Annotated in this window: 18 protein-coding genes and 4 tRNA genes; 6 read left to right on the forward strand and 16 right to left on the reverse strand. The window is 66.6% G+C overall.

What is annotated here, in order from left to right; translation table 11 throughout:
- Nucleotides 1-105 precede the first annotated feature (105 nt).
- From BKH33_RS04120 to BKH33_RS04145, 6 genes are all read right to left on the reverse strand, one after another.
- A complete protein-coding gene (locus tag BKH33_RS04120) occupies nt 106-1,041 on the reverse strand; it encodes a PfkB family carbohydrate kinase (RefSeq protein ID WP_003783123.1) in 936 nt (311 codons plus the stop codon).
- Nucleotides 1,042-1,056: 15 nt separating this feature from the next.
- Complete coding sequence (locus BKH33_RS04125; RefSeq protein WP_043539359.1) at nt 1,057-2,691, reverse strand: ribonuclease J; 1,635 nt, start codon at nt 2,689-2,691, stop codon at nt 1,057-1,059.
- Between the two features lie 192 nt (nt 2,692-2,883).
- Nucleotides 2,884-2,956: transfer RNA gene (locus BKH33_RS04130), tRNA-Glu, on the reverse strand.
- Between the two features lie 47 nt (nt 2,957-3,003).
- Nucleotides 3,004-3,076: transfer RNA gene (locus tag BKH33_RS04135), tRNA-Glu, on the reverse strand.
- 40 nt (nt 3,077-3,116) lie between these two features.
- Nucleotides 3,117-3,189, reverse strand: a tRNA-Glu gene (locus BKH33_RS04140).
- Nucleotides 3,190-3,217: 28 nt separating this feature from the next.
- Nucleotides 3,218-3,289, reverse strand: a tRNA-Gln gene (locus BKH33_RS04145).
- A 539-nt stretch (nt 3,290-3,828) separates the two neighbouring features.
- Between BKH33_RS04145 and BKH33_RS04150 the strand changes: the two genes are divergently transcribed.
- Nucleotides 3,829-4,335, forward strand: coding sequence for a hypothetical protein (locus tag BKH33_RS04150; RefSeq protein WP_232621454.1), 507 nt, complete (start codon nt 3,829-3,831; stop codon nt 4,333-4,335).
- Nucleotides 4,336-4,463: 128 nt separating this feature from the next.
- Complete coding sequence (locus tag BKH33_RS04155) at nt 4,464-5,231, forward strand: hypothetical protein (RefSeq protein ID WP_003783074.1); 768 nt, start codon at nt 4,464-4,466, stop codon at nt 5,229-5,231.
- A 128-nt stretch (nt 5,232-5,359) separates the two neighbouring features.
- Here the strand turns inward: BKH33_RS04155 and gltX are convergent, their stop codons facing one another.
- The gene (gltX, locus tag BKH33_RS04160; RefSeq protein WP_043539330.1) at nt 5,360-6,976 is read right to left on the reverse strand and encodes a glutamate--tRNA ligase; all 1,617 of its coding nucleotides are present in this window, start codon (nt 6,974-6,976) and stop codon (nt 5,360-5,362) included.
- A gap of 182 nt (nt 6,977-7,158) precedes the next feature.
- Here gltX and BKH33_RS04170 point away from each other — a divergent pair, with 182 nt between their 5' ends.
- The gene (locus tag BKH33_RS04170; protein WP_003783144.1) at nt 7,159-8,034 is read left to right on the forward strand and encodes a hypothetical protein; all 876 of its coding nucleotides are present in this window, start codon (nt 7,159-7,161) and stop codon (nt 8,032-8,034) included.
- Nucleotides 8,035-8,087: 53 nt separating this feature from the next.
- The gene (locus BKH33_RS04175) at nt 8,088-9,311 is read left to right on the forward strand and encodes a MalY/PatB family protein (protein ID WP_003783079.1); all 1,224 of its coding nucleotides are present in this window, start codon (nt 8,088-8,090) and stop codon (nt 9,309-9,311) included.
- A 34-nt stretch (nt 9,312-9,345) separates the two neighbouring features.
- Here BKH33_RS04175 and BKH33_RS04180 read toward each other — a convergent pair whose 3' ends face one another.
- The 5 genes from BKH33_RS04180 to BKH33_RS04200 form a co-directional block, all read right to left on the reverse strand.
- The gene (locus BKH33_RS04180) at nt 9,346-10,170 is read right to left on the reverse strand and encodes a fumarylacetoacetate hydrolase family protein (RefSeq protein WP_003783157.1); all 825 of its coding nucleotides are present in this window, start codon (nt 10,168-10,170) and stop codon (nt 9,346-9,348) included.
- Between the two features lie 25 nt (nt 10,171-10,195).
- A complete protein-coding gene (locus tag BKH33_RS04185; protein WP_003783099.1) occupies nt 10,196-11,791 on the reverse strand; it encodes an alanine/glycine:cation symporter family protein in 1,596 nt (531 codons plus the stop codon).
- Between the two features lie 236 nt (nt 11,792-12,027).
- Complete coding sequence (locus tag BKH33_RS04190) at nt 12,028-13,494, reverse strand: alanine/glycine:cation symporter family protein (protein ID WP_003783206.1); 1,467 nt, start codon at nt 13,492-13,494, stop codon at nt 12,028-12,030.
- A 14-nt stretch (nt 13,495-13,508) separates the two neighbouring features.
- Nucleotides 13,509-14,963 carry an alanine/glycine:cation symporter family protein gene (locus BKH33_RS04195; protein WP_003783054.1) on the reverse strand — a complete coding sequence of 485 codons (1,455 nt, stop codon included), beginning with the start codon at nt 14,961-14,963 and terminating at the stop codon, nt 13,509-13,511.
- On the reverse strand, nt 14,960-16,507 hold the full coding sequence (locus tag BKH33_RS04200; protein WP_003783223.1) for an alanine/glycine:cation symporter family protein: 1,548 nt from the start codon (nt 16,505-16,507) through the stop codon (nt 14,960-14,962). The genes BKH33_RS04195 and BKH33_RS04200 overlap by 4 nt, the downstream gene beginning before the upstream one ends.
- 242 nt (nt 16,508-16,749) lie before the next feature.
- Between BKH33_RS04200 and BKH33_RS04205 the strand changes: the two genes are divergently transcribed.
- Complete coding sequence (locus tag BKH33_RS04205; RefSeq protein ID WP_076142579.1) at nt 16,750-19,416, forward strand: DEAD/DEAH box helicase; 2,667 nt, start codon at nt 16,750-16,752, stop codon at nt 19,414-19,416.
- Here BKH33_RS04205 and BKH33_RS04210 read toward each other — a convergent pair.
- From BKH33_RS04210 to mmuM, 3 genes are all read right to left on the reverse strand, one after another.
- The gene (locus BKH33_RS04210; RefSeq protein WP_003783216.1) at nt 19,413-20,048 is read right to left on the reverse strand and encodes a GyrI-like domain-containing protein; all 636 of its coding nucleotides are present in this window, start codon (nt 20,046-20,048) and stop codon (nt 19,413-19,415) included. The genes BKH33_RS04205 and BKH33_RS04210 overlap by 4 nt on opposite strands.
- A complete protein-coding gene (locus BKH33_RS04215; protein WP_003783178.1) occupies nt 20,048-20,557 on the reverse strand; it encodes a PadR family transcriptional regulator in 510 nt (169 codons plus the stop codon). The genes BKH33_RS04210 and BKH33_RS04215 overlap by 1 nt, the downstream gene beginning before the upstream one ends.
- 84 nt (nt 20,558-20,641) lie before the next feature.
- The gene (gene mmuM / locus BKH33_RS04220; RefSeq protein ID WP_076142574.1) at nt 20,642-21,619 is read right to left on the reverse strand and encodes a homocysteine S-methyltransferase; all 978 of its coding nucleotides are present in this window, start codon (nt 21,617-21,619) and stop codon (nt 20,642-20,644) included.
- 172 nt (nt 21,620-21,791) lie between these two features.
- Between mmuM and BKH33_RS04225 the strand changes: the two genes are divergently transcribed.
- The gene (locus BKH33_RS04225; protein ID WP_003783226.1) at nt 21,792-23,132 is read left to right on the forward strand and encodes an amino acid permease; all 1,341 of its coding nucleotides are present in this window, start codon (nt 21,792-21,794) and stop codon (nt 23,130-23,132) included.
- 32 nt (nt 23,133-23,164) lie between these two features.
- On the opposite strand, the gene BKH33_RS04230 is transcribed toward BKH33_RS04225, so the two are convergent.
- Nucleotides 23,165-23,539: a YccF domain-containing protein gene (locus BKH33_RS04230; protein ID WP_003783186.1), complete on the reverse strand. Its 375-nt coding sequence runs from the start codon at nt 23,537-23,539 to the stop codon at nt 23,165-23,167.
- Nucleotides 23,540-23,569: the final 30 nt, after the last annotated feature.

Genomic DNA, 23,569 nt, shown 5'->3' on the forward strand with positions numbered 1-23,569 from the left:
TTGCCACGCCGCCGTGGACAGCCGGAGACGCGTCACCATCTTCTCGCTGAGCCTCACGAGCAACCACCCACCGGTGAGAAGGGGATGTCGAGGTCCGCGCACGTCCTAGGACCTCTCGTCGCTCTCCTGGAGGAACCGGTCGATCTCCTCGCGGCGCGGGGCCTGCGCCGGCCCGATGCAGGCCACGGCGTGGGCGGCTGCGGCATTGGCGCGTCTTGCCGCCTCGACGACATCGAGTCCGTCAATGAGGCCGGCGACCAGGACGCCGGTGTGGGTGTCTCCCGCTCCTGTGGTGTCAACGACTTCACGGACGAAACCGGGAACCTCGATCGGTTCGCCTCCGACCGGGCGCAGGAGGCACCCGTGGGCTCCGGTACGTCGGACGATCAGCGCCCGTGGGCAGGCCTCCCGGATGGCGTCCGGCCCCCCCAGGCGCTCCTCCAGGCGAGTCATCTCCAGGTCGTTCCCGGTCAGCATCGTCGCCCGGAGGAGCAGCGGCAGGAGCACCTGGTCGGGGATGTCGGGCTGAACCGGCCCCAGGTCGATGACCAGTCCGACGTCATCGGGGATCGACAGGAGCCAGTCGGCAAGAACGCCTCGGCTCGTGTAATGGGCCAGGTCGTATCCGGTGGCGTAGACCCAGTCCCCCACCCTCAGGTCGAGGCTCTCGAGGTCTTCTCGCTGGGGCTCGCCCTCGACACCCGCGGTGGTGATGAAGGTACGTCGACCAGAGGGCTCGATCAGCGTGGTACAGGTACCGATGTCTCCGACGAGCTCCTCGACGAGCAGCTCGACCTGGTCCAGACGCATCGACTCACGGACCCGCGCCGAGTTGGGGCCGGTTCCCAGGGTGGCCGCCAGTGCGGTGGGGACACCCTGGCGGGCGGCGGCCGAGACCACCGTGTACCCGCCTCCCACCACCGGGCCCGACGACGCCCCGGTGATCGCCCCTCCCGGCGTCGGCACTCGGCTGACGTGAAGGGGAATGTCAATGAGAATGGAACCGGTGGATATGAAGCACGCGGGCCGGAACAGAGTCATGCAGTAAGCACCCTCCTAGGCCTCTATAACGACCGGAACGATCATGGGACGACGCTTGAGTCGACGCCCGATCCAACGCCCCAAGGTGCGGCGCATGACCTGCTGGAGGGAGTAGGCATCCGCCTTCCCCGTCTCCAGCGCGGCGGACAGCGCCTCAGTGACGTCGGGGAGGATCTCCTCGAAGACCGAGTCGTCCTCGGCCACACCCCGGGCCTGGATGTGCGGGCCGGCCAGGATCGTGCCGGTCGTGGTCTCCACGACGGCGTAGACCGATACGAAGCCCTCCTCCGCCAGGATGCGACGGTCCTTGAGCTCGGCCTCGTCGATCTCGCCCACGGAGGATCCGTCGACATAGATGTAGCCGCAAGGGACCTGGCCGGCGATGCGGGCCACTCCCCCATGAAGGTCGACCGCCACGCCGTCCTCGCACAGCATGACCCGTTCTGGAGCGACTCCCGTCTTGACGGCGAGCCCTCCATTGGCCACCAGGTGGCGGATCTCGCCATGGATGGGCATGACATTGCGGGGCTGGACGATGTTGTAGACGTGGAGCAGCTCCTCGGAGGAGGCGTGCCCGGAGACGTGGACCTTCGCGTTGCCCTGGTGGACCACGCGCGCCCCCAGCCGCATGAGCTGGTTGATGACCCGGAAGACGGAGTTCTCGTTGCCCGGAATGAGGGAGGAGGCGAAGATGACGGTGTCCCCGGGCTCGATGGTGACGCTGCGGTGCTCGGAGTGGGCCATCCGGGACAGGGCCGCCATCGGCTCTCCCTGTGAGCCAGTGACCATGAGGACCCTCTCATGCGGGGGCAGCGAGGTGATGTCGCGGGCATCGATGAGGACGCCGGCGGGGACCTTGAGGTAGCCGCGTTCGGCGGCGATACCCATGTTGCGCACCATGGAGCGCCCCACCAGGGCGACCCGCCTGCCGTGGAGGGCGGCGGCGTCGAGGACCTGCTGGACCCGGTGGACGTGACTGGCGAAGGAGGCAACGATGATCTGGCCGTCGGAGTCCGCGAAGACATTGTCCAGGACCTGACCGATCTCGCCCTCGTGGCCGACCATACCGGGGACCTCGGCGTTGGTGGAGTCCACACAGAACAGGTCAACGCCCTCCTCGCCGAAGCGCGCGAAGGAGCGCAGGTCCGTGATGCGCCCGTCGATGGGCAGGGAGTCCATCTTGAAGTCGCCGGTGGCGAGCACGTTGCCGGCGTCGGTTCGAATCATGACGGCCATGGCGTCGGGGATGGAGTGGTTGACGGCCACGAACTCCAGGTCGAAGGGGCCGTAGGAGACCTCCTCGTGCTCGACGACCTGGCGCAGGACCGGGCGAATGCGGTGCTCCTTGAGCTTGGCCTCCACGAAGGCCAGGGTGAGCTCACTGCCCACCAGGGGGATGTCCTCACGCAGATGCAGCAGGTATGGCACGCCCCCGATATGGTCCTCGTGGCCGTGGGTCAGGACGAGAGCGACGACGTCGTCGATGCGGTCCTCGATCGAGGAGAAATCGGGAAGGATGAGGTCGACACCGGGCTGGTCCTCCTCCGGGAAGAGCACACCGCAGTCGACGATGAGCAGCTTGTCATCAAGCTCGAAGACGGTCATGTTGCGGCCGACCTCGCCCAGACCTCCCAGCGGAGTGATACGCATGGCACCGTCAGCAAGGGGGCCGGGGGTCTTCAGCACGGGAAAGTTCGTCACGCGGGCATCCTACAGAGGGTGCCTCAATAATCGATTGACCCGACCTCATCCGGTTCAGATCCATCATGGGTCATCGGCCATCGCGGGCTAAGACGCCGAAGGCTCGTACCGCCGCAGAGCGGTGCGAGCCTTCGCCTCTCGTACCCCCAGCCGGATTCGAACCGGCGCCGCCGCCGTGAGAGGGCGGTGTCCTAGGCCGCTAAACGATGGGGGCCACTATGTGGTGATGAACCGGACAGACCTGTTGATCTGACCGATCCGTACCCCCAGCCGGATTCGAACCGGCGCCGCCGCCGTGAGAGGGCGGTGTCCTAGGCCACTAAACGATGGGGGCAATGACAGTCCGGTTATCGCGGGCGACAACCAGACCCTCGTACCCCCAGCCGGATTCGAACCGGCGCCGCCGCCGTGAGAGGGCGGTGTCCTAGGCCACTAAACGATGGGGGCAATAGATCAGCAGATAATAACAGATCCGCTGGGGTACCAGGACTCGAACCTAGAATAACTGAACCAGAATCAGTCGTGTTGCCAATTACACCATACCCCAAGGGGCTTCACCTCGAACCACTCGCGGCCGAGGCAGCGGGCAGTAATCTACACGTCGACCACAGCCCTACCAAATCATCAAGGCGTGACTACAGACACACATCGAACACGAGGAGCATTCCGCTCCGCCGCGCTACTTGTATGACGCCTTCGAAGGCCACGGGCAGCACGTGACACACCAGCCGGAGAGGCTTCCGGCACCCTCACAACCGAGCGCACCAAGAGAGCCATCCCTTAGACTCGCACGAGTTCCTGCTCGCCTCATCCCCCTTGGGAGGCCATATGTCCAGCCATCCACAGAGTCGCAGCCACATTGGTCGTAGCTCTCACAGGACTCGCCGCCTCACCCTCGGGCTGTGCCTCGCCACAGGTCTGGCACTGAGCGCCTGCGGCCCCGCCCACAAGGGTCAGCTCATCGTCGAACCCGTCAGCGCCTCCTCGGAGAGGGAGAGCTCAGAGGCTCCCTCCACCAAGCCGTTGCCCTCCAAGTCGGCCGCACCATCCGCCACCCCGTCAGCCTCGGCATGGCCAATGCCAAGCGTGACAATCACTAACGAGAGAACCGACATCTGGCAGCAGGACGACAGCATTCTTACTCTCCCGATGGAGACGTCCTTCCTCGTCAACCGGGGATACATCATGAACGCTCAGAGCTGTCAGGGCGTCCTTCGCTACCAGTCCTCCCGGGACATATACGACAGCAGCAAGAACAAGAGTGACAGCAGCGCGTCATCCTCGACCGTCCAGGGGCAACCTAAGAACTTTCCCGCCTATACGGTGACCTCGGGGCCAACCGTCGTGGACGCGGTGGCCGATGACAGCGGCACGTTCGCAGGCTACGAGGTCGCCTATACCGGCACGGTCACCTACACCAACTCCGGCGACACAGAGGTCAGCGGCTACCGCTTCGCCAGACAGATCGGAGCACAGGGAGCCACCCTGGAGATCCTGTTGATGTGCCAAAGCGGCCTTCCCGACCTTCAGACATGGCATGACATGCTGAGCGGAACCCGAGTCAGCGGCTTTGACGCCGGAGCCATGGGGTAGTGACAACTCGGTAGCGTACGGCCCGCTCCGCAGACTCCCGCACCATCACCTTTTCGACACAACCACAGCATCGCAAGATCGAGGCTTGAGCTCGGCAGAGCCCCTCCTTGCCGCACAGGAGAGCTACCTTGTTTTTCTCTGCACCGCATAGCCCACCGCGTTTCGTTCGCGCCTCTCAGAGGCCCCGTTACCTCGCCCTCGGGCTGTGCCTGACCGCAAGCCTGGCACTGAGCGCCTGCGGCCCCGCCCACAAGGGTCAGCTCACCGTCGAACCCGTCAGCGCCTCCGCCGAGGCCAGCAGCTCCGCAGCCGCCTCCAAAATGCCCACCTCGTCCACCAGTCCTTCCGCCACGAGATCCCCGTCCGCACCAGCCACCTGGTCACGGCCATCAGTCACCTTCGCTAACGAGGACACGTCCATCTGGTCCCGCAACGACGAGCTGGCCAACACCAGCAAGAACTCCGACGACGTTCACACCGAGGGATTCGAATTCAACAACGGCCAAGGCTGCCAGGGATACATCAGCCAATACGTCTCTGAAGACTATTTCAAGCCCCGCCCCACCGATAACCTGGACTCGATGACTGCCGCCACGACTAAGAGCAACGACTTCACCACCTTTCAGACCACCAGTACACCTTCCACCGTCGAAGCAGTGCGTGATGACAGCGGAACAATGGCCGGTTACGAAGTACCATTCAGCGGTAACGTCAACTTCTCCAACGCCCCGAATACTCCTGTCGTGGGGTATCGCTTCAGCAGGATCGTCGGAAAAGAGGGGTATGCCCTATATGTTGGTCTTGTATGCCCACCAGAATCACCGGCGTCTTTAGAGCAGTGGCACACCATCCTAGCCGGTATTCGAGTTCAGGGAATCGACGCCGGCGCCATGTAACTGGCTCTAGGGAATCGCCTCGAGAGCATCCTCCAGGACGTTCTCGAGGCAGCTCCGCACGATAGCTGGTGGGGTCAGGAACACGGTGTTCCTGACCCCACCACCATTCACAGATCAACCGGCAGCATTCACCCGAGCCGAGCCCTCAGTGCCTTCAGCCTGGCGAGAGTGGATCCGGCTCCCAGAATCTCCATGGACTCAAACAGGGGCGGGGAGACCTGCCGACCGGTCACAGCCACGCGCAACGGGCCGTAGGCCAGACGCGGTTTGATCCCTTCACCGTTGGGCATGCCCTGTCCCTCGACGATGGCGGCGCTGAGGGCCTCCTCCAGCTGGCCCCTGCCCCACTGCTCAGTGCCGAGACCCTCCAGGGCGTGGATGCCGGCGTCCAGGACATCGCCGGCCGAGGCCTTGAGCTTGGCCACAGCCTTGTCGTCGATGGTGAGCTCGGCGTCGGACACGAAGAGGAAGCCGAGCATGTCGCGGCATTCGCGCAGCATCTGGATCCGAGTCTGAATGAGAGGCGCCGCCGCGTTCAGGATCTCCTGCTCCCGCGCTGAGAGCTCATCGAAGGACTCCGCCGAGACCAACGGCGCCTGCAGGGCCTCGCCGGTCGGGTCGGGGTAGGCGTCGGCGAGATAGGGCACCAGGCGGTCTCGGAAGTCCTCCTCCCCCAGCGCTCGCACCTGCTCGGCATTGATGGCCTCGCACTTCTTGGGGTCGAAGCGGGCAGGGTTGGGGTTGACGTCATGGATGTCGAAGGCCTCGATCATCTCTGCGGCGGAGAAGACGTCACGGTCGGCGCTCAGCGACCAGCCCAGCAGGGCCAGGTAGTTGAGCAGTCCCTCGGGGATCATGCCGCGGTAACGGTGGATGAGAAGGTTCGACTGAGGATCGCGCTTGGACAGCTTCCGGTTGCCCTCCCCCATGACATAGGGCAGGTGACCGAACTCGGGCATGACCTGGGCCCGGCCGATCTCCATGAGTGCCCGGTAGAGCGCCACCTGCCGCGGGGTGGAGGACAGCAGGTCCTCACCGCGCAGGACGTGAGTGATACCCATGGCGGCGTCATCAACGGGATTGACCAGGGTGTAAAGAGGATCCCCGCCCGCGCGCACGACGACGTAGTCCGGCACGCTGCCCGCCTTGAAGGTGATGGGGCCGCGGACCAGGTCGGTGAAGGTGATGTCCTCGTCCGGCATCCGCATCCGCAGCACAGGCAGGCGTCCCTCGGCGCGGAAGGCGTCCTTCTGCTCCTGGGTCAGGTCGCGGTCGAAGCCGTCGTAACCGAGCTTGGGGTCCTCGCCGCGTTCGCGGTGACGGGCCTCGATCTCCTCGGGGGTGGAGAAGGACTCGTACAGGTAGCCCGCCTCGAGCAGCTCGACGGCCACCTGCTTGTACAGGTCCATGCGCTGGGACTGACGGTAGGGCTCGTGAGGCCCTCCCTTGCCCACGCCCTCGTCCCAGTCCAGACCCAGCCAGGTCAGGGAGTCCAGGATGGCGTCGAAGGACTCCTCGGAGTCACGGGCGGCATCGGTGTCCTCGATCCGGAAGACGAAGGTGCCCCCGGTGTGACGGGCGTAGGCCCAGTTGAACAGGCAGGTGCGCACCATACCCACGTGCGGGGTTCCCGTGGGTGAGGGACAGAAACGTACGCGTACGGAGGAGGTTCCCTGCGCCGGGACGTCGGCCGCAGCGGCGGGCGCAGAGCGGAGGGGGGATGAGTGGTCACTGAGTTCAGCCATGATGGGGACAGCGTATCCCGACGGGCCATTCTCCCCATGGCTGTGCGACGTGGTGGCGGTTACCGTCATTCCCGTCAGGCCGTTATCCCACCGTGACGGCTGACTTTCCGCACACGTGACGACGACGGCTCCCGACTCGACCGGACCGACCGACTCCCCGCCCACCCTTTGGAGGTTCATCCATGTCCCCGACCCGACCTTCCTCGTCACGTCCCGGCCGTCACCGTGGCTCAGCGCTCAAGCTCCCCCTCGTGGCAGGGCTCAGCCTTGCTCTGGCGGTTCCCGCGCTCGCCGCGTGCCAGGACGAGACCGGTCCTTCCTCCTCGTCAGGGTCCAGCGCCTCCAGCAGTGCCTCACCATCCAGCCGCTCGTCCGGCAAGAGCTCGAAGCCGTCGGACAAGCCCTCCGACGCCGGTGGGAACAGCAACGTCGACTGGGCTCCTTCATGGGAGTTCCCCCAGTCCCAGCCCGGATGGCAGGTGACCGACTACGACACCGACGGCAAGAACAAGATGGACAAGTCAAATGGCTGCGTGTTCTCGGCCACGCAGAACCTGTTCGATGCCAGCACGAAAGGCGATCGTACGCAGTCCGAGTACCGCGCGGACTCCATCCTCGATTCGTATAAGAAGAACTCGCACTTGTCGAATGTCTCCACCGAACCTGCGCGGGATGACTCCGCCCTGGTCAAGGACACGGACGGAAACGCCATAGAGACCAGGCGAGTGGACATGACCTATACCGGAGAGGATCAGAAGGACTACCGGCTAACCGGCTTCATACGTGTCTTCACGACGACGACTACGCCGGTCCTGCTCCAGGGCATGTACGCCTGCCCCGTCGACGCGTACTCCTCAAGCGAGATGAAAGAGCTGCTCGAGGCCACTCCGATCAGTCATCCTGGCCCGGCCGACATGGATGAGGGCGAGTCCGGTTCCGGCTCCGGCAAGGAAGGGAAGAGCGACGGTAAGAGGAGCGGATCCGACGATGGCAAGGCCACTGCTCCCAGCGGCAAGAGCGACGAGAAGGGCTCGGGCAGGTCGTCCAAGGACACCTGACGAGCATGTACTGACATGGGCGGGTTCTTGGCAGCGGCCTTAGGATCGCACTCATGGTTGTCAACGATCCCAACGGCTCCAGCTCCCTGGCCCAGGTCTTCGACTCCTTGACCCCGCAGCAGATGCGTGAGCGCGGGTCACTGAAGTGGTCCCAGTATCCCGGTGACGTCATCGGCGCCTGGGTCGCTGAGATGGACCTGGGGACCGCTCCGGCGGTCGAGGCGGCGATTCATCAGGCGGTGCACGACGGCCTTCTGGGCTACATGCCTCCCTCGGTCTCTCAGGCGACCCGGGAGGAGACGGCTCGCTACCAGCGGGAGGCCTTCAGCTGGCAGGTGGAGGCCGAGCACGTGAGCCTGCTCCCCGATGTGCTCTCGTCACTGAGCATGATCATCACCTCGCACACCCGAGCCGCCTCCGCCGTCATCGTCCCCACCCCCGCCTACACACCCTTCCTTGAGATTCCCGGTCGTAACGGCCGAAGCTGCATCGAGGTCCCCTCTGCAACGCGACGGGCCTCCGACGGCTCGCCCCGATGGGAGCTGGACCTTGACGGCATCGAGTCCGCCATGGACGCCGGGGCCGGTCTGCTCGTGCTGTGCAACCCGTGGAACCCGGTGGGACGAGCGCTCACCGCGGCCGAGCTCGACGCCGTGGCCACGCTGTCCTCGACCTACGGGGTGCCTGTCTTCGCGGATGAGATCCATGCTCCTCTGGTACTCGACGCGGAACGCACTCATATCCCGTACGCCTCCCGTCCGGGATCGGACCCGGACCTGACCTTCACGGCAACGGCCGCCTCCAAGGGGTGGAACATCCCGGGCCTGAAGTGCGCCCAGCTCATCGCCTCGGGGAGGGCTCGAGCGCGTTGGGAGGCCGACGCTCCCAGTGCCCATCTCCGGGCCGAGGCCTCCGTCGTCGGAGCCCTGGCCACCATTGCGGCCCTGCGCGACGGTCAGGACTGGCTCAGTGAGGTCCGCACCTACATCCGCGCCAACCGGGACGCGTTGGGCGAGGCCCTGGCCGGAGCCGAGGGGATAGAGCCGACGCTCCCGGAGGCGACCTATCTGGCCTGGTTGGACTGCCGAGGCCTCGACCTGGAGCAGCCGGCGCGTTACTTCCGCAAGGAGGCCGGAGTCGCGATGAACGAGGGCACGACCTACGGGAAGGCGTGGTCGGGCTTCTGCCGTCTCAACCTGGCCACGGGCCGGAGTATCGAGGAGGAGACGGTGCACCGCATCACTGAAGCCGTGCGCCGTCGTCAGGGAGCCTCCTGATCTCGGAAGCGATATGAGACCGACCGTGCCAGCCTCAGCGACGTACCACCGGGTTGGAGAAGGAGCCGATGCCCTCGACCTCGACCTCGACGCGCTGACCGGCACGGATCTCACCGACCCCCGCCGGCGTACCGGTGAGGATGACGTCGCCGGGAAGAAGGGTGAAGATCGTCGAGATGTAGGAGACCAGCTCACGCACTGAGCGGATCATGTCTGCGGTGCGGCCATCCTGGACGAGGCGTCCGTCGACCCGGGCGCGCACGACTGCGTCGTCGGGCGAGAAGATGGGTTCACGGCCGGGCTCGGGAACCTCGATCCACGGCCCCAAGGGGCAGGAGGTGTCGAAGGCCTTGGCCCGCACCCACTGCGGCTCGGCGCGCTGGCGGTCGCGGGCGGACACGTCGTTGGCGACCGTGTAGCCCAGGATGACGTCGTCGGCGTGGTCGATGGGGACGTCCTTGGCAAGGGTCTTGATGACGACGGCGAGCTCGGCCTCGTAGTGGACCTCATCGCTCCAGTGGGGAAGGACGATTGGAGCTTCGGGGCCGATCACGGAGGTGTTGGGCTTGAGGAAGACGAGCGGGTCACGCGGCGGCTCGCTCTCCCCCATCTCGGTGATGTGGCTCGCGTAGTTCTTCCCGACCCCCACGACCTTGGAGCGGGGAATGACCGGTGACAGGAGCCTGGCCTCACGCAGCTCGACGACCTCCCCGGTGGCCTCGGGCAGGGAGTAGAGGGGGTCCCCCTTGAGGACCAGGAGGTGTCCCTCAGACTCGCCCGAGGCGGTCTCACCCTCAGGAGGGCCCTGAACGATGCCGTAGCGGGGATCGTCACCGGTGGAGAATCGTGCGATCTTCATGGGTGTCAGCCTAGCGCTGTTGGGCTCAGCTGCCCGAGGCCTCCTCCAGGGCGGCACGGCGCTCCGTGATGGCGGCGTGTGCGGGGCCGTCGACGGCCCAGATCTCCCCGGGGAGCTTGCCGGGCAGGTAGGGGTTGTCGGTGGCGATGAAGCGGATCTCGTCCTTCTCACCGGCCTCGACGGCGCGGCGCTGAGCCTCCCAGTCGCGCAGGGCCCCGAATGCCCAGCCTCCCAGGGCGAGGATCGAGACCATGTTGATAACGGTCATCGCGCCCATGACCAGGTCGGAGAGGTTCCACACGAAGGTGAGGGTGGACAGGGAGCCGATGGCGGTGGCCACGATGATCATGGCCCGCAGGGCGTAGTGCTTGTGCTGCCTGCCCTGGAGGTAGTCCATGTTGACCTGGGCGTAGGTGTAGTTGCCCAGAAGCGAGGAGTAGGCGAAGACGAAGATGATGATGGCCATGAGGTACTGCGCCCAGCCGCCGAGCACGTTGGTGACCGATGCCGAGGTCAGGGTGTTGGCGGCTGCATTCGCGGTATCCGGGTCGGCTTGAGCGGCCGCCGGGTCATAGACCCCGGAGAGCAGGACGATGAGGGCGGTGACGGTGCACACCACGATCGTGTCAACGAAGACGCCCAGGGACTGCACGAAGCCCTGCTGCACGGGGTGGGAGACGGTCGCCGTGGCAGCGATGTTGGGAACCGATCCCTCGCCTGCCTCGTTGGAGAACAGGCCGCGCTTGACGCCGTTGAGCGCGGCGGCGAAGAGGCCCCCGGCAGTTCCGGCGAAGGCCTGGTTGAGCCCGAAGGCGCCCTCGAAGATGGAGATGATCGCACCCGGGATCGCGCTGACGTGCAGCACCAGAATGGCCACGGCGATGAGGGCGTAGACCACCGTCATGATCGGCACGAGCCATTCCGAGACCGCAGCGACCGACTTGATGCCCTTGAAGATGATCGGCGTGGTGATGACGACCAGGCCGACGGCGGTCATCCACGGCTCGATGTGGAAGGTGCTCTTCATCGTGGCGGCAATGGTATTGGCCTGTGTGGCCTCGTAGGCGAAGCCGAAGACGAAGGTGATGACGACGGCGAAGACCCGGGCGGCGGGCTTGGATCCCAGGCCGCGCTGGATGTAGTAGGCAGGGCCACCACGGAAGGAGCCGTCCGGGTGGGTGACCTTGTAGAGCTGGGCGAGGGTGGCCTCAATGAATCCGGTGGCCATGCCTACCAGCGCCACGATCCACATCCAGAACACGGCTCCGGGGCCACCCATGGTGATGGCGATGGCCACGCCCACGATATTGCCGGTGCCCACTCGGGACGCCAGCCCGACGGCGAAGGCCTGGAAGGAGGAGATCCCACCCTCGTTGCTGTCACGGGAGGAGGTGATGGCTCGCACCATGTAGGGAAAGAGTCGCAGCTGTACGAACCCGGTTCGTACTGTGAAGTACAGACCACCCAGCACGAGGAGCCAGGCGAGCAGGTAGAGGAACAGGTGACCGGAGGCCTTGTCCAGGATGTCCGCGCCTTCGGTGAAGAAGGACTCCAAGGATGCGGTCCAGCTGTTGTCTGCACTGGATGCCGCACTGTTCAGGGAAGCCAGAACCGATTGCACGTAAGAACCTCCGTCGGGGTGGGATAACGGTACAGGCGGGGTGGGCGATGAGCGCGTGATCGGGGCAGCATGGTCAGTAGCGAGTCACGCGTTACTCCCAGTTCCACCTCTCGTCGGGGAGAGGTGGGGCACCGTATTCGCGAAGGGTACGGACACTGTGTTTCGATTCGGTGACGCCGCTGTGCCGATGGTGCCACAAGTACACAAGGCGCGCAGTCCGCCTCGACACCGTGGATCTACCGGATGACAGGGCGCTCCCACGCCCCTTCGGGCAGAGCGGACGGCAGGTGCTCGGAGTCCCCGCTGAAGGCCGGCCGGTTCCCGTCCGACGTCGGAGCTCCTCGACGCGACTCCCAGTCCCTCAGAGCGCCGACGACCCACCGACTGAGCAGCACCAGCGCGGCGAGGTTGATGATGGCGCCGACACCGAGGAGCACGTCAGCCAGGGTCCACACAGTGGTCAGCTGCTGAACGCTTCCGATGCCGGCGCAGATGACGGCTCCGACCTGGAGCGCTCGCGAGACCCAGAGGCGGTCGGTGAGGTAGTCCAGACAGACCTGGGCGTAGGAGAAGGCCCCGATGATGGTGGTGTACGCCAGCACCACGACAAGCAGGGCCATGGGCCAGCGGCTCCACTCCCCCACGAGCTGGGCGATGGCGTCCTGGGTCAGGGTTCCCGCGGTCTCCTTGGCGGTTGCTCCGGGCTCGAAGACGTCTGCTCCGGCGACCAGGATCGCCAACGCCGTCGCGGTGCACACGAACAGGGTGTCCACCACGACCCCGAAGGCCTGGATGAATCCCTGCTGGACCGGGTGCTCGACGGTGGCGGAGCCCGCGGCGCAGGCAGCCCCTCCCAGTCCCGCCTCATTGGAGAACAGGCCACGACGCACCCCGTTGAGCAGGGCAGCGGTCACTCCCCCGGCCAGTCCGCCCAGTCCCTGGCGCAGCCCGAAGGCACCCTCGATGATGGAACGCAGCGCCTCCCAGGCCTGGACTGGGTGGGTGAGAAGGATCGCCAGGACCAGAACCAGGTAGGCCAGCGCCATGAGCGGGGCCAGGTACTCGGCCACCCGTGCCATGGCGCGCAGGCCCCCGAGGAGAACCGGTGCGGTCAGCACCACGACGAGGACAGCACCCAGGCTCGGCGAGATCCCTCCGGCCCCTTGGAGGGAGGCGGTGATGGCGTTGGCCTGCACCATGGGCATGACCAGCCCGTTGGCGATGAGAAAGACGATGGCGAACACGGAGCCCAGGATCGGCAGCCGCAGTCCGCGGGAGATGTAGTAAGCGGGGCCGCCGCGGTAGGTTCCGTCCGCACGGCGCACCTTGAACAGCTGGGCAAGAGTCGCCTCGCTGAAGGCGGTGGCGGTCCCCAGGATCGCCACGAGCCACATCCACAGCACGGCACCGGGGCCCCCCATGATCAGTGCCAGCGCCACCCCGACGATGTTGCCGGTTCCCACCCGGCAGGCCAGTCCGACGGCGAAGGCCTGGAAGGAGGTGATTCCACCGTGGCGCCCGTCGCGGGATCCCGCCACCGAGGCGGCGATGGCATTGGCGTGCCGCAGCTGGACGGCCCGGGTTCGGACGGTGAAGAAGATGCCGGCTCCTACCAGCAGCCACATGAGGACCCAGGAGAAGAGCAGGTCGGAGGTGGTGGACAGGACGGCGTCGATCTGATCCGTCCACGAGGCGTGCGCCATCGCAGTCATCGCGATCAGCCCCGTCTTGCTGGGTCGTCGGGCTCCCAGACGCCGGGAACAACGTCTCCGGGCAGGAGGGAGTTACCGTGACCGACGAAGGTCGGTTCGGTGATACCCCGGGCTCGCTGGGCCTCGAAGTCCCGCAGGGCTCCGATGACCCAGGGGGCCAGGCGGATGATGACGACGAGGTTGAGCACGCCCAGCAGTCCCAGGGCGATGTCGGTCAGGGCCCAGACGATGGGCAGGGTCAGGACGGTGCCGCCGAAGGCCGCCGCGGTCAGGAGGATTCCGAAGACCTGCTCGGACCGACGCTCTCCGCCCAGGAAGTTGACGTTGACCTGGGCGTAGGAGTAGCAGCCCAACACCGTGGAGAAGACCAGGACGAAGATGAGCACCACCATGGGCCAGGTGGTCCAGGCGCCCAGGTGCTCGGCAACGGCCTGCTGGGTGAGAATCGCGCCGACCAGGGAGTCGTCACCAGGATGGTAGGTGTCGGTGGCCAGCAGGATGAGCAGGCCGGTGGCCGTGCACACGAGGATCGTGTCGACGAAGACGCCGAAGGACTGGATGAGTCCCTGACGCACGGGGTGGGCGACGGTCGCGGTGCCTGCGGCGTTCGGGACCGTACCGAGACCGGCCTCGTTGGAGAACAGACCGCGGCGCACACCGTTGAGCAGCGCTGCGAGGACTCCTCCGGCAGCGCCGAAGAAGGCCTGGTTGAGGCCGAAGGCCCCCTCAAAGATGCTCACAAGGACCTCGAGAAGCTTGTCCGCGTTAAGGACGATAACCACCACGGCCATGAGCACGTAGGCCAGCGCCATGACGGGGGCGAGCCACTCCGCGACGCGGGCCACGAGCCGGACTCCGCCCAGGACCACCGGCGCGGTCAGCAGAACGAGGAAGACCCCGACCACCCAGCCCGAGACGCTGGGGACGGTGGCCGTGATGACCTGGGCCAGTGAGTTCGTCTGCACCATGACCACGGTGACGCCGACCGAGACGATGCACATGACGGCGAAGATCCTGCTCCACAGAGCAGATTCCAAACCGTTCTTGATGTAGTAGGCGGGGCCCCCGCGGAAGGTGAAGTCCCGACCGCGCTCCTTGAAGATCTGGGCGAGAGTGGACTCCACGAAGCTGGTCGCCATGCCGATGAGCGCTACGACCCACATCCAGAACAGGGAACCGGGGCCACCGGCCACAACGGCCAGGGCGACGCCGGCGATATTACCGATGCCGACTCGGGCGGCCAGCCCCACCGCGAAGGCCTGGAAGGAGGAAATGCCTCCTTGGGCACCTGAGCGCGACCCGGACAACGAGTTGATCATGGTGCCGAAGTGGCGCAGCTGGACCAGGTGGGTGCGTGCGGTCAGGTAGAGACCGGCCAGGATGAGCAGGGCGGCAAGAAGGTAGGTGTAGAAGAAGTCGTCGACGGAGTTGAGCAGGTTCTCGATACTGGTGAGGTTCATGCGTCGGCTCCTGTCGAGGCGGCTGGCTGGCTGCTGGCCGGAGTGGCTGCGGGAACAACGTCGGCGGCGGTTCCGTCCACCTCGGCCAGGCTGGCTCTCTCACCGGTCCAGACGTCACCGGGAAGATCACCCGGTAGGTAGGGGTTGCCCACGCCGATGAACAGGGGGGCGTTTCTTCCCGCCGCGCGCTGGGCGTCCCAGTCCCGCAGCGCACCTACGCCCCAGCGGGCGAGCCAGACGAGGGCGATCAGGTTGGTCAGGGTCATGACGGCCATGGTGATGTCGACGGTGTTCCACACGACTGTCAGGGTGGCGAGGGCCCCCAGCCCGGTGGAGACCACCGAGACGAGCCGGGGCAGCCAGCGCCACACGGGTCGCTCGGAGATGAAGGTCATGGAGACCTCGGAGTAGGTGGCCGCGGCGATGATGGAGGAGAAGGCCAGGACGAAGATGACGATGGTCATGGGCACGGCGGTCCAGCTGCCGAGGGTGGCGGCGACGGCGTCGGAGGTCAAGCTCCCCGCGGCATTGGGGGTCAGCTTGCCGGCCTCGACGAGGGTAGGGCTGTAGACACCGGAGACCAGGATGATGAAGGCGGTCGCGGTGCACACGATGATGGTGTCGACGAAGACGCCGAGGGACTGGATGAGCCCCTGCTGGACGGGGTGGGCGACGGTGGCGGTGGCAGCGGCGAAGGGGGCGGTGCCCTGTCCGGCCTCGTTGGAGAACAGGCCGCGGCGGGTTCCGTTGGTCAGGGCGGCGACGATGCCTCCGGTCACCCCTCCGGCGAAGGGAGCGGGGCCGAAGGCCGAGGAGACGATGCCGGCCAGAAGCCCCGGAAGCTGAGTGATGTGAAGAGCGACGATGACAACGGCCATGACCACGTAGACCAGGGCCATGATCGGTGCCATCCACTCAGTGACGCGGGCGACCCGGCGCACCCCGCCCAGGATGACGAGGGCGGAGAGCCCCACCAGGACCGCAGCGGCGACGCTCGGGGGCAGGTTCAGAGGGGAGCCCGGGCCGATGACGCCGGCGACGGCGTTGGACTGGACCATGATGATGGAGAAGCCGCAGGTGAAGATCGTCAGCCCCGCGAAGACGACGCCCAGGGCCCGGCTGCGCAGTCCTCGCGCCATGTAGTAGGCGGGACCGCCGCGGAAGGAGCCGTCGGTGTGGCGGACCTTGAACATCTGGGCCAGGGTCGCCTCGAAGAAGGCGGTGGCCATGCCGACCAGGGCGACGACCCACATCCAGAAGATCGCACCGGGGCCGCCCAGGATGAGCGCCGCGGCCACTCCGAAGACGTTACCGATGCCCACGCGGGCGGCCAAGGAGATTGTGAAGGCCTGGAAGGAGGAGATGCCTCCTTGGGCTCCGGAACGCGATCCGACCACCTGGCGGAACATGTCCGGCAGACGACGCAGCTGGACACCTCGAGTGCGGACAGTCAGCAGGATCCCGGTACCGACGAGCACCCACATGGTGATGTGGAGCGTGATCCAGTCCGAGACCGCCTCGAGCTGAGCGGCGAGGGCTTCCATGGGAGATTCGGCCTTTCACGGTGTCACGACAGGTGGGGACGGCCCGCATGCTCTCATGAATCGGCACCCGGAACATAGTGCGGTCGTTCCTCAGGACGCGGGCGCGGGGATTCACCATTCTCCTGGGGCAGCGACTGGACGGAAGATAAGTGCCCAGCATGCCACAGGCAGGCTGCGTGCCCTTCGCACCCTCATGAGACGATGACGCCGTGACCTCCCAGACCGCTCCGGCCCTCAACGCGATGCTCGACGCCCTCATCCCGGCTGACGATCCTGAGCGCGTCCCCAAGCCCGAGGAGGTCTACCTGGCGTTCTCGGACTGGGCGGAGACGACCGGCCGCCCCCTCTACCCGCACCAGGACGAGGCGCTCTCGGAGATCCTGGAGGGCCGCCACGTCATCGCCGCAACCCCGACGGGTTCGGGCAAGTCGATGATCGCGCTGGCCGCCCACACCGTCTCCCTGGCCCGTGGGGGACGCTCCTACTACACGGCCCCTCTCAAGGCCCTGGTCAGTGAGAAGTTCTTCGAGCTGGTGCGCCTGTTCGGGGCGGACAACGTCGGCATGGTCACCGGGGACACCTCCATCAACGCCGCCGCCCCGATCATCTGCTGCACCGCGGAGATCCTGGCCAACCAGTCCCTGCGCGAGGGCCAGGACATGGACGTGGACTGCGTCATCATGGACGAGTTCCACTACTACGCCGACCCTCAGCGCGGATGGGCCTGGCAGGTGCCCCTCCTGGAGCTGCCCCAGGCGCAGATGGTGCTGCTGTCGGCGACGCTGGGCGACGTCTCCTTCTTCGTTCGGGACCTGCGCGAGCGCACGGGCCGCGAGGTCGCCGTCGTCGACGACGCCGTGAGGCCGGTCCCCCTGGAGATGGAGTACGTCGTCGAGCCGATCGGTGAGCTGCTTCAGCGCCTGGTGGGGCAGGACAAGGCACCGGTCTACGTCGTCCACTTCTCCCAGAAGGAGGCGGTGGAGCGGGCCACCTCCCTGCTGAGCGTGGACCTGGTGCCCAGGTCCCGCAAGGCCGAGGTGGTGGAGGCACTCGGCGACTTCCGCTTCGGCGGTGGTTTCGGGGCCACGCTCTCTCGGCTGCTGCGCGCCGGGATCGGCGTGCATCACGCGGGCATGCTGCCACGTTACCGGAGGCTGGTGGAGCGACTGGCCCGCGAAGGGCTGCTGTCCGTCATCTGCGGAACGGACACGCTCGGGGTGGGGATCAACGTACCGATCCGCTCGGTGGTCATGACCTCGCTGGTGAAGTTCGACGGATCCAAGGAGCGTCACCTCACCGCTCGCGAGTTCCACCAGATCGCCGGACGGGCGGGGCGCGCCGGCTTCGACACCCGCGGCTACGTCGTCGTCCAGGCACCCGAGCACGTCATCGAGAACGCCAAGGCGCTGGCCAAGGCCGGCGACGACGAGCGCAAGCGCCGCAAGATCGTGCGCAAGAAGGCCCCTGAGGGGCGCGTCAACTGGACGGACAAGACCTTCGAGCGGCTGCGCGACGCGGCCCCGGAGACGTTGACCAGCCAGTTCCAGGTCACCACCACCATGGTGCTGAACCTCATGGAGCGCGACGGCGACCCGGTGGCGGCGATGGCGGATCTCCTGGAGCGCGCCCACGAGCCCGCGGCACAGCGACGCCGACACGTGCGCCGCGCCTTGGAGATCTACCTGTCCCTGCGCACGGCGGGAGTCCTCACGCACGTCTCCAGCGCCCAGGCCGCCGCCGACGGGCGCCCTCGGCTGCGCCTGGCCGTGGACCTGCCGGCCGACTTCGCCCTCAACCAGCCCCTGGCGCCCTTCGCCCTGGCGGCCATGGACCTGCTGAACGTGGAGGCCCCGGAGCACACGGTCGACGTCGTCAGCGTCGTCGAGGCCACCTTGGACGACCCACGACCGCTGCTCTACGCCCAGCAGCGAGCCGCCCGCGGCGAGGCGATCGCCGCGATGAAGGCCGAGGGGATGGACTACGAGGAGCGCATGGCCGCTCTGGAGGAGATCACCTGGCCCCAGCCGTTGTCCGAGCTACTCACTCCTGCCCTGGAGATGTACAAGCAGGCAAACCCGTGGATCGCCGAGCACGAGCTGGCACCGAAGTCGGTGGTGCGCGAGATGGTGGAGAACGCGATGACCTTCTCCGACCTCATCTCCCGCTATGACCTGGGACGCAGCGAGGGCGTGGTGCTGCGCTACCTCACCGACGCCTACCGGGCGCTGCGCCAGGTCGTGCCCGAGGAGCACCGCACACCCGAGGTCACCGAGCTCATCGACTGGTTGGGGGCGCTCGTGCGCGCCGTCGACTCCTCTCTGCTCGACGAGTGGGAGGCGCTCGGCCAGGCCCAGGCGGGCAGGGCGGGAGATGTCGCCGGCCTGCTGGAGGGAGACCGTCCCGGTGCGGACGACTCGACCGGGGTGGAGCGGGCCTTCGGCGCGGGCGAGGACGGGACAGTCGCCTTCACTCGCAACCGTCACGCCTTCCGGGTCGCGGTACGACGGGAGATGTTCCGGCGCGTGGAGCTCATGGCGCGCGACGACGTCGAGGCCCTGGGCCGTCTGGACGCCTCCTCCGGCTGGGGCGAGGACCGCTGGGACGAGGCGCTGGGGCGCTACTGGGACGAGTACGACTGGATCGGCACGGACACCTCGGCCCGGGCGATCTCGCTGGCACCGCTCGACGAGGCCCCCGACGAGACGGCTCTGGCCGCCGCCGGGGTCAGCGAGCGCCTACGCGAGGCCCTGGCGACCTCCGGCAGGCAGGTGTGGCTGGCCACGCAGGTCCTGGAGGACCCCGACGGCGACCATGACTGGCGGCTGACCGCGCTGGTGGACCTGGCCGAGTGCGACCGGGACGAGCGCGCGGTCATCCACCTGCTGTCCGTGGGTCCACAGCAGGGTTAGTCCGCCTCGTCGGTGTCTGAGTCGGGCTTCACCGGCTGACGCAGGACGGTCTTCATCTTCTCCGGCGCCACGCGCCTGGGGTCGCTGAGGTAGATCTCGTGGTGGGGCCCGTTCCAGGTGAGTCCAAGGCGCGGCATGACCTCGTCGTGCAAACGCGCCAGAGTGGGGGCCTCGTCGTCGTAGGTGCCCACGTGAAGGATCTGCAGCGACCTGCCCTCGGTCAGAGGGAGCTCCTTGAGAGCGGCGATGGGAAGGTCGGGCTTCTTGCATGCGGCCTGTCCAAGACCGTCGACGATGTCCTGCGATGAGACCGCGTCGGGCAGAGGGATCATCATGGTCCAGTCCCACTCCCCCTTGTCGCGGGCGACGAAGGCGGAGTCGTCGGCACTCGTCCACAGTCCCTCGAGAGGACCGACGACGAAGTCGTCACCGGTGCGCTTCTTGAGGGCGGAGCGGATCGCATAGGCGCCCGCGTACAGGGCCTGGATCGCGATGGCGTAGGCCGGCGAGGTGTTGGGGTCGCCGTGACCGTCAATGGCCAGGTAGGTCATGGCCGGCACGTCCACCTCCGTGAAGTCGGCCCTTCCCGGCAGGTAGAGATCCTTGCGGTCCTTCTTGATATCAGTCCTCATCAGTGTCTGCTCTCCTTGAGAAGGGATCGGGTCCAGGCGAGATCCGCTTCCTGACGCAGGATCTCGTAGTCGAAGATGGCCAGGGCGTGCTCCTCATCGACCTGAGCGCGCAGCCTGCGCAGCTCATCGAGCCTCTCGAGGAGTGCCTCGGCACGCTGCGCAAGGGCGGCCACGAGCTCGGGTTCATCGAGCCGGGCATAGGCATTGAGCGCCGGGAGCACACCGGCGGTGGGTGGAGCCGGGGCGAGAACACGCTCATCGGCGGCCTTGCTCAGCTCACTGTGCCCGGTGCCGGTCACACGGAAGACGGTGCGACGCCCCGTGGCCCCTTCGTCGGGCTCGACGAGTCCCCGTTCCGCCAGGCGTTTGAGGACGTAGTAGACGGATGAGAAGGCCAAGGAGGTCCACTGACGGTAACCGCGCTGCTCGATGACCCGGTCGAGGTCGTAGCCATGGAGTGGCTGCTCGGCAAGGAGCGAGAGAACAACGATGTCGGCGTCGGAGAGCATGCCGTTACTCTAGCACTAGAGTAACGGCATGCAAGACAGTCGCCGGGCTGATTCACCGGACCGGCGACGCCGGAGGGCTCGCGGCTACATACGGACCGCGTGGGCGAGCTCGCGGATCTGAGCCGGACGGGTACGGCAGCAGCCGCCGACGAGTCGGGCTCCGGCGGCGATCCAGGATGATGCCAGCTCCACGAGCCCGCCCTCCTCGCCCGCTGACCGCCAGCTCTTGGTCACCGGGTCGTAGAGCTCACCGGCATTGGGGTAGGCCACCAGCGGTTTGTCCGTAGCCGTACGCAGCACCGGCAGCGCTCGGCCGACGACGTCGGGGGCCACGCAGTTGATGCCGACAGCGACAACCATCCCCTCCTGCGCCGCCCAGGCCGCTGCCTCGGCCAGCGGCGTGCCGTCCGCGAGACGGGTGCCGTCGGAGCGCACCTGGAAGGAGATCCAGCACTCGGCCTGCGGAGCGAGGACCTTCACCATGGCGAGGAGCGCCTGAGCCTCGTCCAGACGCGGAAGCGTCTCCAGGGCGAACAGGTCGACCCCCTCCCCCACCAGCACCTCGATGCGGGGCAGATGGACCTCCCGGAAACCGGGGTCCTCGGGGATGTCGATGTCGTAGGCGCCGGTGTACTCACTGCCATCAGCCAGATAGGCACCATAAGGTCCGAGCCCTCCGGCTACGAGCACCGGCTCCTCGGGATGCTCCGTCTCGAAGCGATGGGCCGCTTCCTTGGCCAGGCGAACACCGGCCGCGATGACCTCCCTCGCGCCAGCGACATCCTCCCCGGACCGGATCAGTGCCGGGAGCGTCGCCTGGTAGGTGTTGGTCGTGATGACACGAGCTCCGGCCCCCAGATAGTCGGCGTGGACCTCGCGCACGACGTCGGGCGCCGCGGTGAGCGCAAGCGCCGACCACAGCGCGTTGCGGGTGTCGACCCCACGGGCGTCGAGCTCGGTGCCCATCGCCCCGTCCAGAACGACCGGACCTCGCGCCAGCAGATCAGACAACCGAGCCGGTTCACGCCCGAAGGACGTGGCGGATACCGAGGACGTTCGCATTGCGACACGGTATCGGATGGCTCGAGGCGGCACCGGTAGCGTCTCAGGTATGGACCCGGTTGCACATTCCCGTGAGCCTGCCGCCCCTTCGGCGACCTCACCCGCCTCTCCCCCTCGGTCCCAGCACGGCGGCCCCGACGGCCAGGGACGTGTCACCGCGCTGGAACGCCGCATGAACCGACGCCACCTCATGATGATCAGCTTCGGCGGGGTCATCGGCACGGGCCTGTTCCTCTCGACTGGCAACACGATCCACCAAGCCGGCCCCCTGGGGACCGTGCTGGCCTACTCCATCGGCGCCGTCATCGTCTACCTGGTCATGCTGTGCCTGGGAGAGCTGAGCGTTGCGATGCCCTTCACCGGCGCCTTCCACGTCTACGCCCGCCAGTACCTGGGACCCGCCACGGGTTTCGTCGCCGCCATCCTGTACTGGCTCACGTGGACGGTAGCCCTGGGAAGCGAGCTCACCGGCGCGGCGATGATCATGTACGGCTGGTTCCCGGGCGTTCCCGTATGGGTATGGGCGGCTACCTTCATCATCCTGGTCCTCGTGCTCAACATGGCCTCCGTCAAGGTCTTCGCCGAGGCGGAGACCGTGCTGTCCGGGATCAAGGTGGCGGCGATCATCATATTCATCGCTCTGGGCACGGCCGCGATCATCGGGCTGCTGCCCTACGAGGGGCACCGCTCGTTCCTGGGGCTGACGAACCTGTACCGGGACGGCCTCTTCCCCAACGGCTTCGGCGCGGTATTCACCACGATCCTGGCCGTCAACTTCGCTTTCTCCGGCACCGAACTCATCGGCATTACCGCCGGAGAGGTCGAGGACCCGGGCACCACCATTCCTCGCGCGATCCGGGCGACCCTGGCCCGCCTGGCCATCTTCTTCATCGGCTCGATCATCGTCATCGCAGCACTGATCCCGTGGGAGAAGGCCGGGGTCGAGGAGAGCCCCTTCGTGACGGTCCTGTCCAGAATCGGCGTGCCCTACGCCGGGGACCTCATGAATATCGTCATCCTGGCCGCCATCCTGTCAGCGGCGAACTCAGGGCTCTATGCCTCGACCCGCATGCTGTGGTCCTTGGCCAATGAGGGCACCCTGCCCACGGTCCTGGCCCGCACCAACCGCTACGGGGTACCCGCACTGGCAATGAGCCTGTCCATGGTCGGCGGACTGGCCTCACTGCTGACCTCGGCCTATGCGGCCTCCACGGTCTATCTGGTCCTTGTGTCCGTCTCCGGTCTCGCCGTCGTCCTGGTGTGGGCGGTCATCGCCGCATGCCACCTGTCCTTCCGACGGCGCTGGCTCGCCGAGGACCGCAGCCTTGAGGACCTGGCCTACCGGGCTCCCGGGTATCCGTGGGTCTCAATCGCCGCACTGGGACTGTCGACAGCCTCGTGCCTGCTCATCGTCTTCGACCCTGAGCAGCGCGGCGGCCTGGCGATCACCGCCGTCTTCCTCGTGGTCTGCTACGTGGGCTACTGGGTAGCCAACCGCCGCATCAGCCTCTGAGACCTGCCAGCGAGCACGGCGCCGATGAGGCATTAGCGGGTCTCGACGATCTGCTTGCCGAAGGGAAAGCAGGTGACGGGGATCAGCTTGATATTCGCCACCGCCAGCGGGATCCCGATGATGGTGATGGCCTGCGCGGCGGCGGTGGTGACGTGACCGATGGCCAGCCAGAGTCCTGCGACCAGGAACCAAATGACGTTACTGATCCCGCTCATCGCACCGGCTCCGGGCGCCGGAACCACCTCACGCCCGAATGGCCACAGGACGTAGGCGGCGATACGGAAGGAGGCGACACCAGCGGGGATCGTGATAACGAGGAGACAGGCGATCAGGCCGAAGAAGACATATCCGAGGAAGAGCCAGAACCCACCGAAGACGACCCAGATGATGTTGAGCAACGTGCGCATGGCACTTATCTACCACACACGGGTGTCTCG

The organism is Actinomyces naeslundii (assembly GCF_001956585.1).
GTDB classification, from domain to species: domain Bacteria; phylum Actinomycetota; class Actinomycetes; order Actinomycetales; family Actinomycetaceae; genus Actinomyces; species Actinomyces naeslundii.

What these genes read in the sequence shown, in the direction of transcription:
- BKH33_RS04120 (WP_003783123.1), bottom strand. Translation starts at nt 1,041, where the DNA reads ATGACTCTGTTCCGGCCCGCGTGCTTCATATCCACCGGTTCCATTCTC.
- BKH33_RS04125 (WP_043539359.1), bottom strand. Translation starts at nt 2,691, where the DNA reads ATGCGTATCACTCCGCTGGGAGGTCTGGGCGAGGTCGGCCGCAACATG.
- gltX (WP_043539330.1), bottom strand. Translation starts at nt 6,976, where the DNA reads ATGGCTGAACTCAGTGACCACTCATCCCCCCTCCGCTCTGCGCCCGCC.
- BKH33_RS04170 (WP_003783144.1), top strand. Translation starts at nt 7,159, where the DNA reads ATGTCCCCGACCCGACCTTCCTCGTCACGTCCCGGCCGTCACCGTGGC.
- BKH33_RS04175 (WP_003783079.1), top strand. Translation starts at nt 8,088, where the DNA reads ATGGTTGTCAACGATCCCAACGGCTCCAGCTCCCTGGCCCAGGTCTTC.
- BKH33_RS04180 (WP_003783157.1), bottom strand. Translation starts at nt 10,170, where the DNA reads ATGAAGATCGCACGATTCTCCACCGGTGACGATCCCCGCTACGGCATC.
- BKH33_RS04190 (WP_003783206.1), bottom strand. Translation starts at nt 13,494, where the DNA reads ATGGCGCACGCCTCGTGGACGGATCAGATCGACGCCGTCCTGTCCACC.
- BKH33_RS04195 (WP_003783054.1), bottom strand. Translation starts at nt 14,963, where the DNA reads ATGAACCTCACCAGTATCGAGAACCTGCTCAACTCCGTCGACGACTTC.
- BKH33_RS04200 (WP_003783223.1), bottom strand. Translation starts at nt 16,507, where the DNA reads ATGGAAGCCCTCGCCGCTCAGCTCGAGGCGGTCTCGGACTGGATCACG.
- BKH33_RS04205 (WP_076142579.1), top strand. Translation starts at nt 16,750, where the DNA reads ATGCTCGACGCCCTCATCCCGGCTGACGATCCTGAGCGCGTCCCCAAG.
- BKH33_RS04210 (WP_003783216.1), bottom strand. Translation starts at nt 20,048, where the DNA reads ATGAGGACTGATATCAAGAAGGACCGCAAGGATCTCTACCTGCCGGGA.
- BKH33_RS04215 (WP_003783178.1), bottom strand. Translation starts at nt 20,557, where the DNA reads ATGCTCTCCGACGCCGACATCGTTGTTCTCTCGCTCCTTGCCGAGCAG.
- mmuM (WP_076142574.1), bottom strand. Translation starts at nt 21,619, where the DNA reads ATGCGAACGTCCTCGGTATCCGCCACGTCCTTCGGGCGTGAACCGGCT.
- BKH33_RS04225 (WP_003783226.1), top strand. Translation starts at nt 21,792, where the DNA reads ATGAACCGACGCCACCTCATGATGATCAGCTTCGGCGGGGTCATCGGC.
- BKH33_RS04230 (WP_003783186.1), bottom strand. Translation starts at nt 23,539, where the DNA reads ATGCGCACGTTGCTCAACATCATCTGGGTCGTCTTCGGTGGGTTCTGG.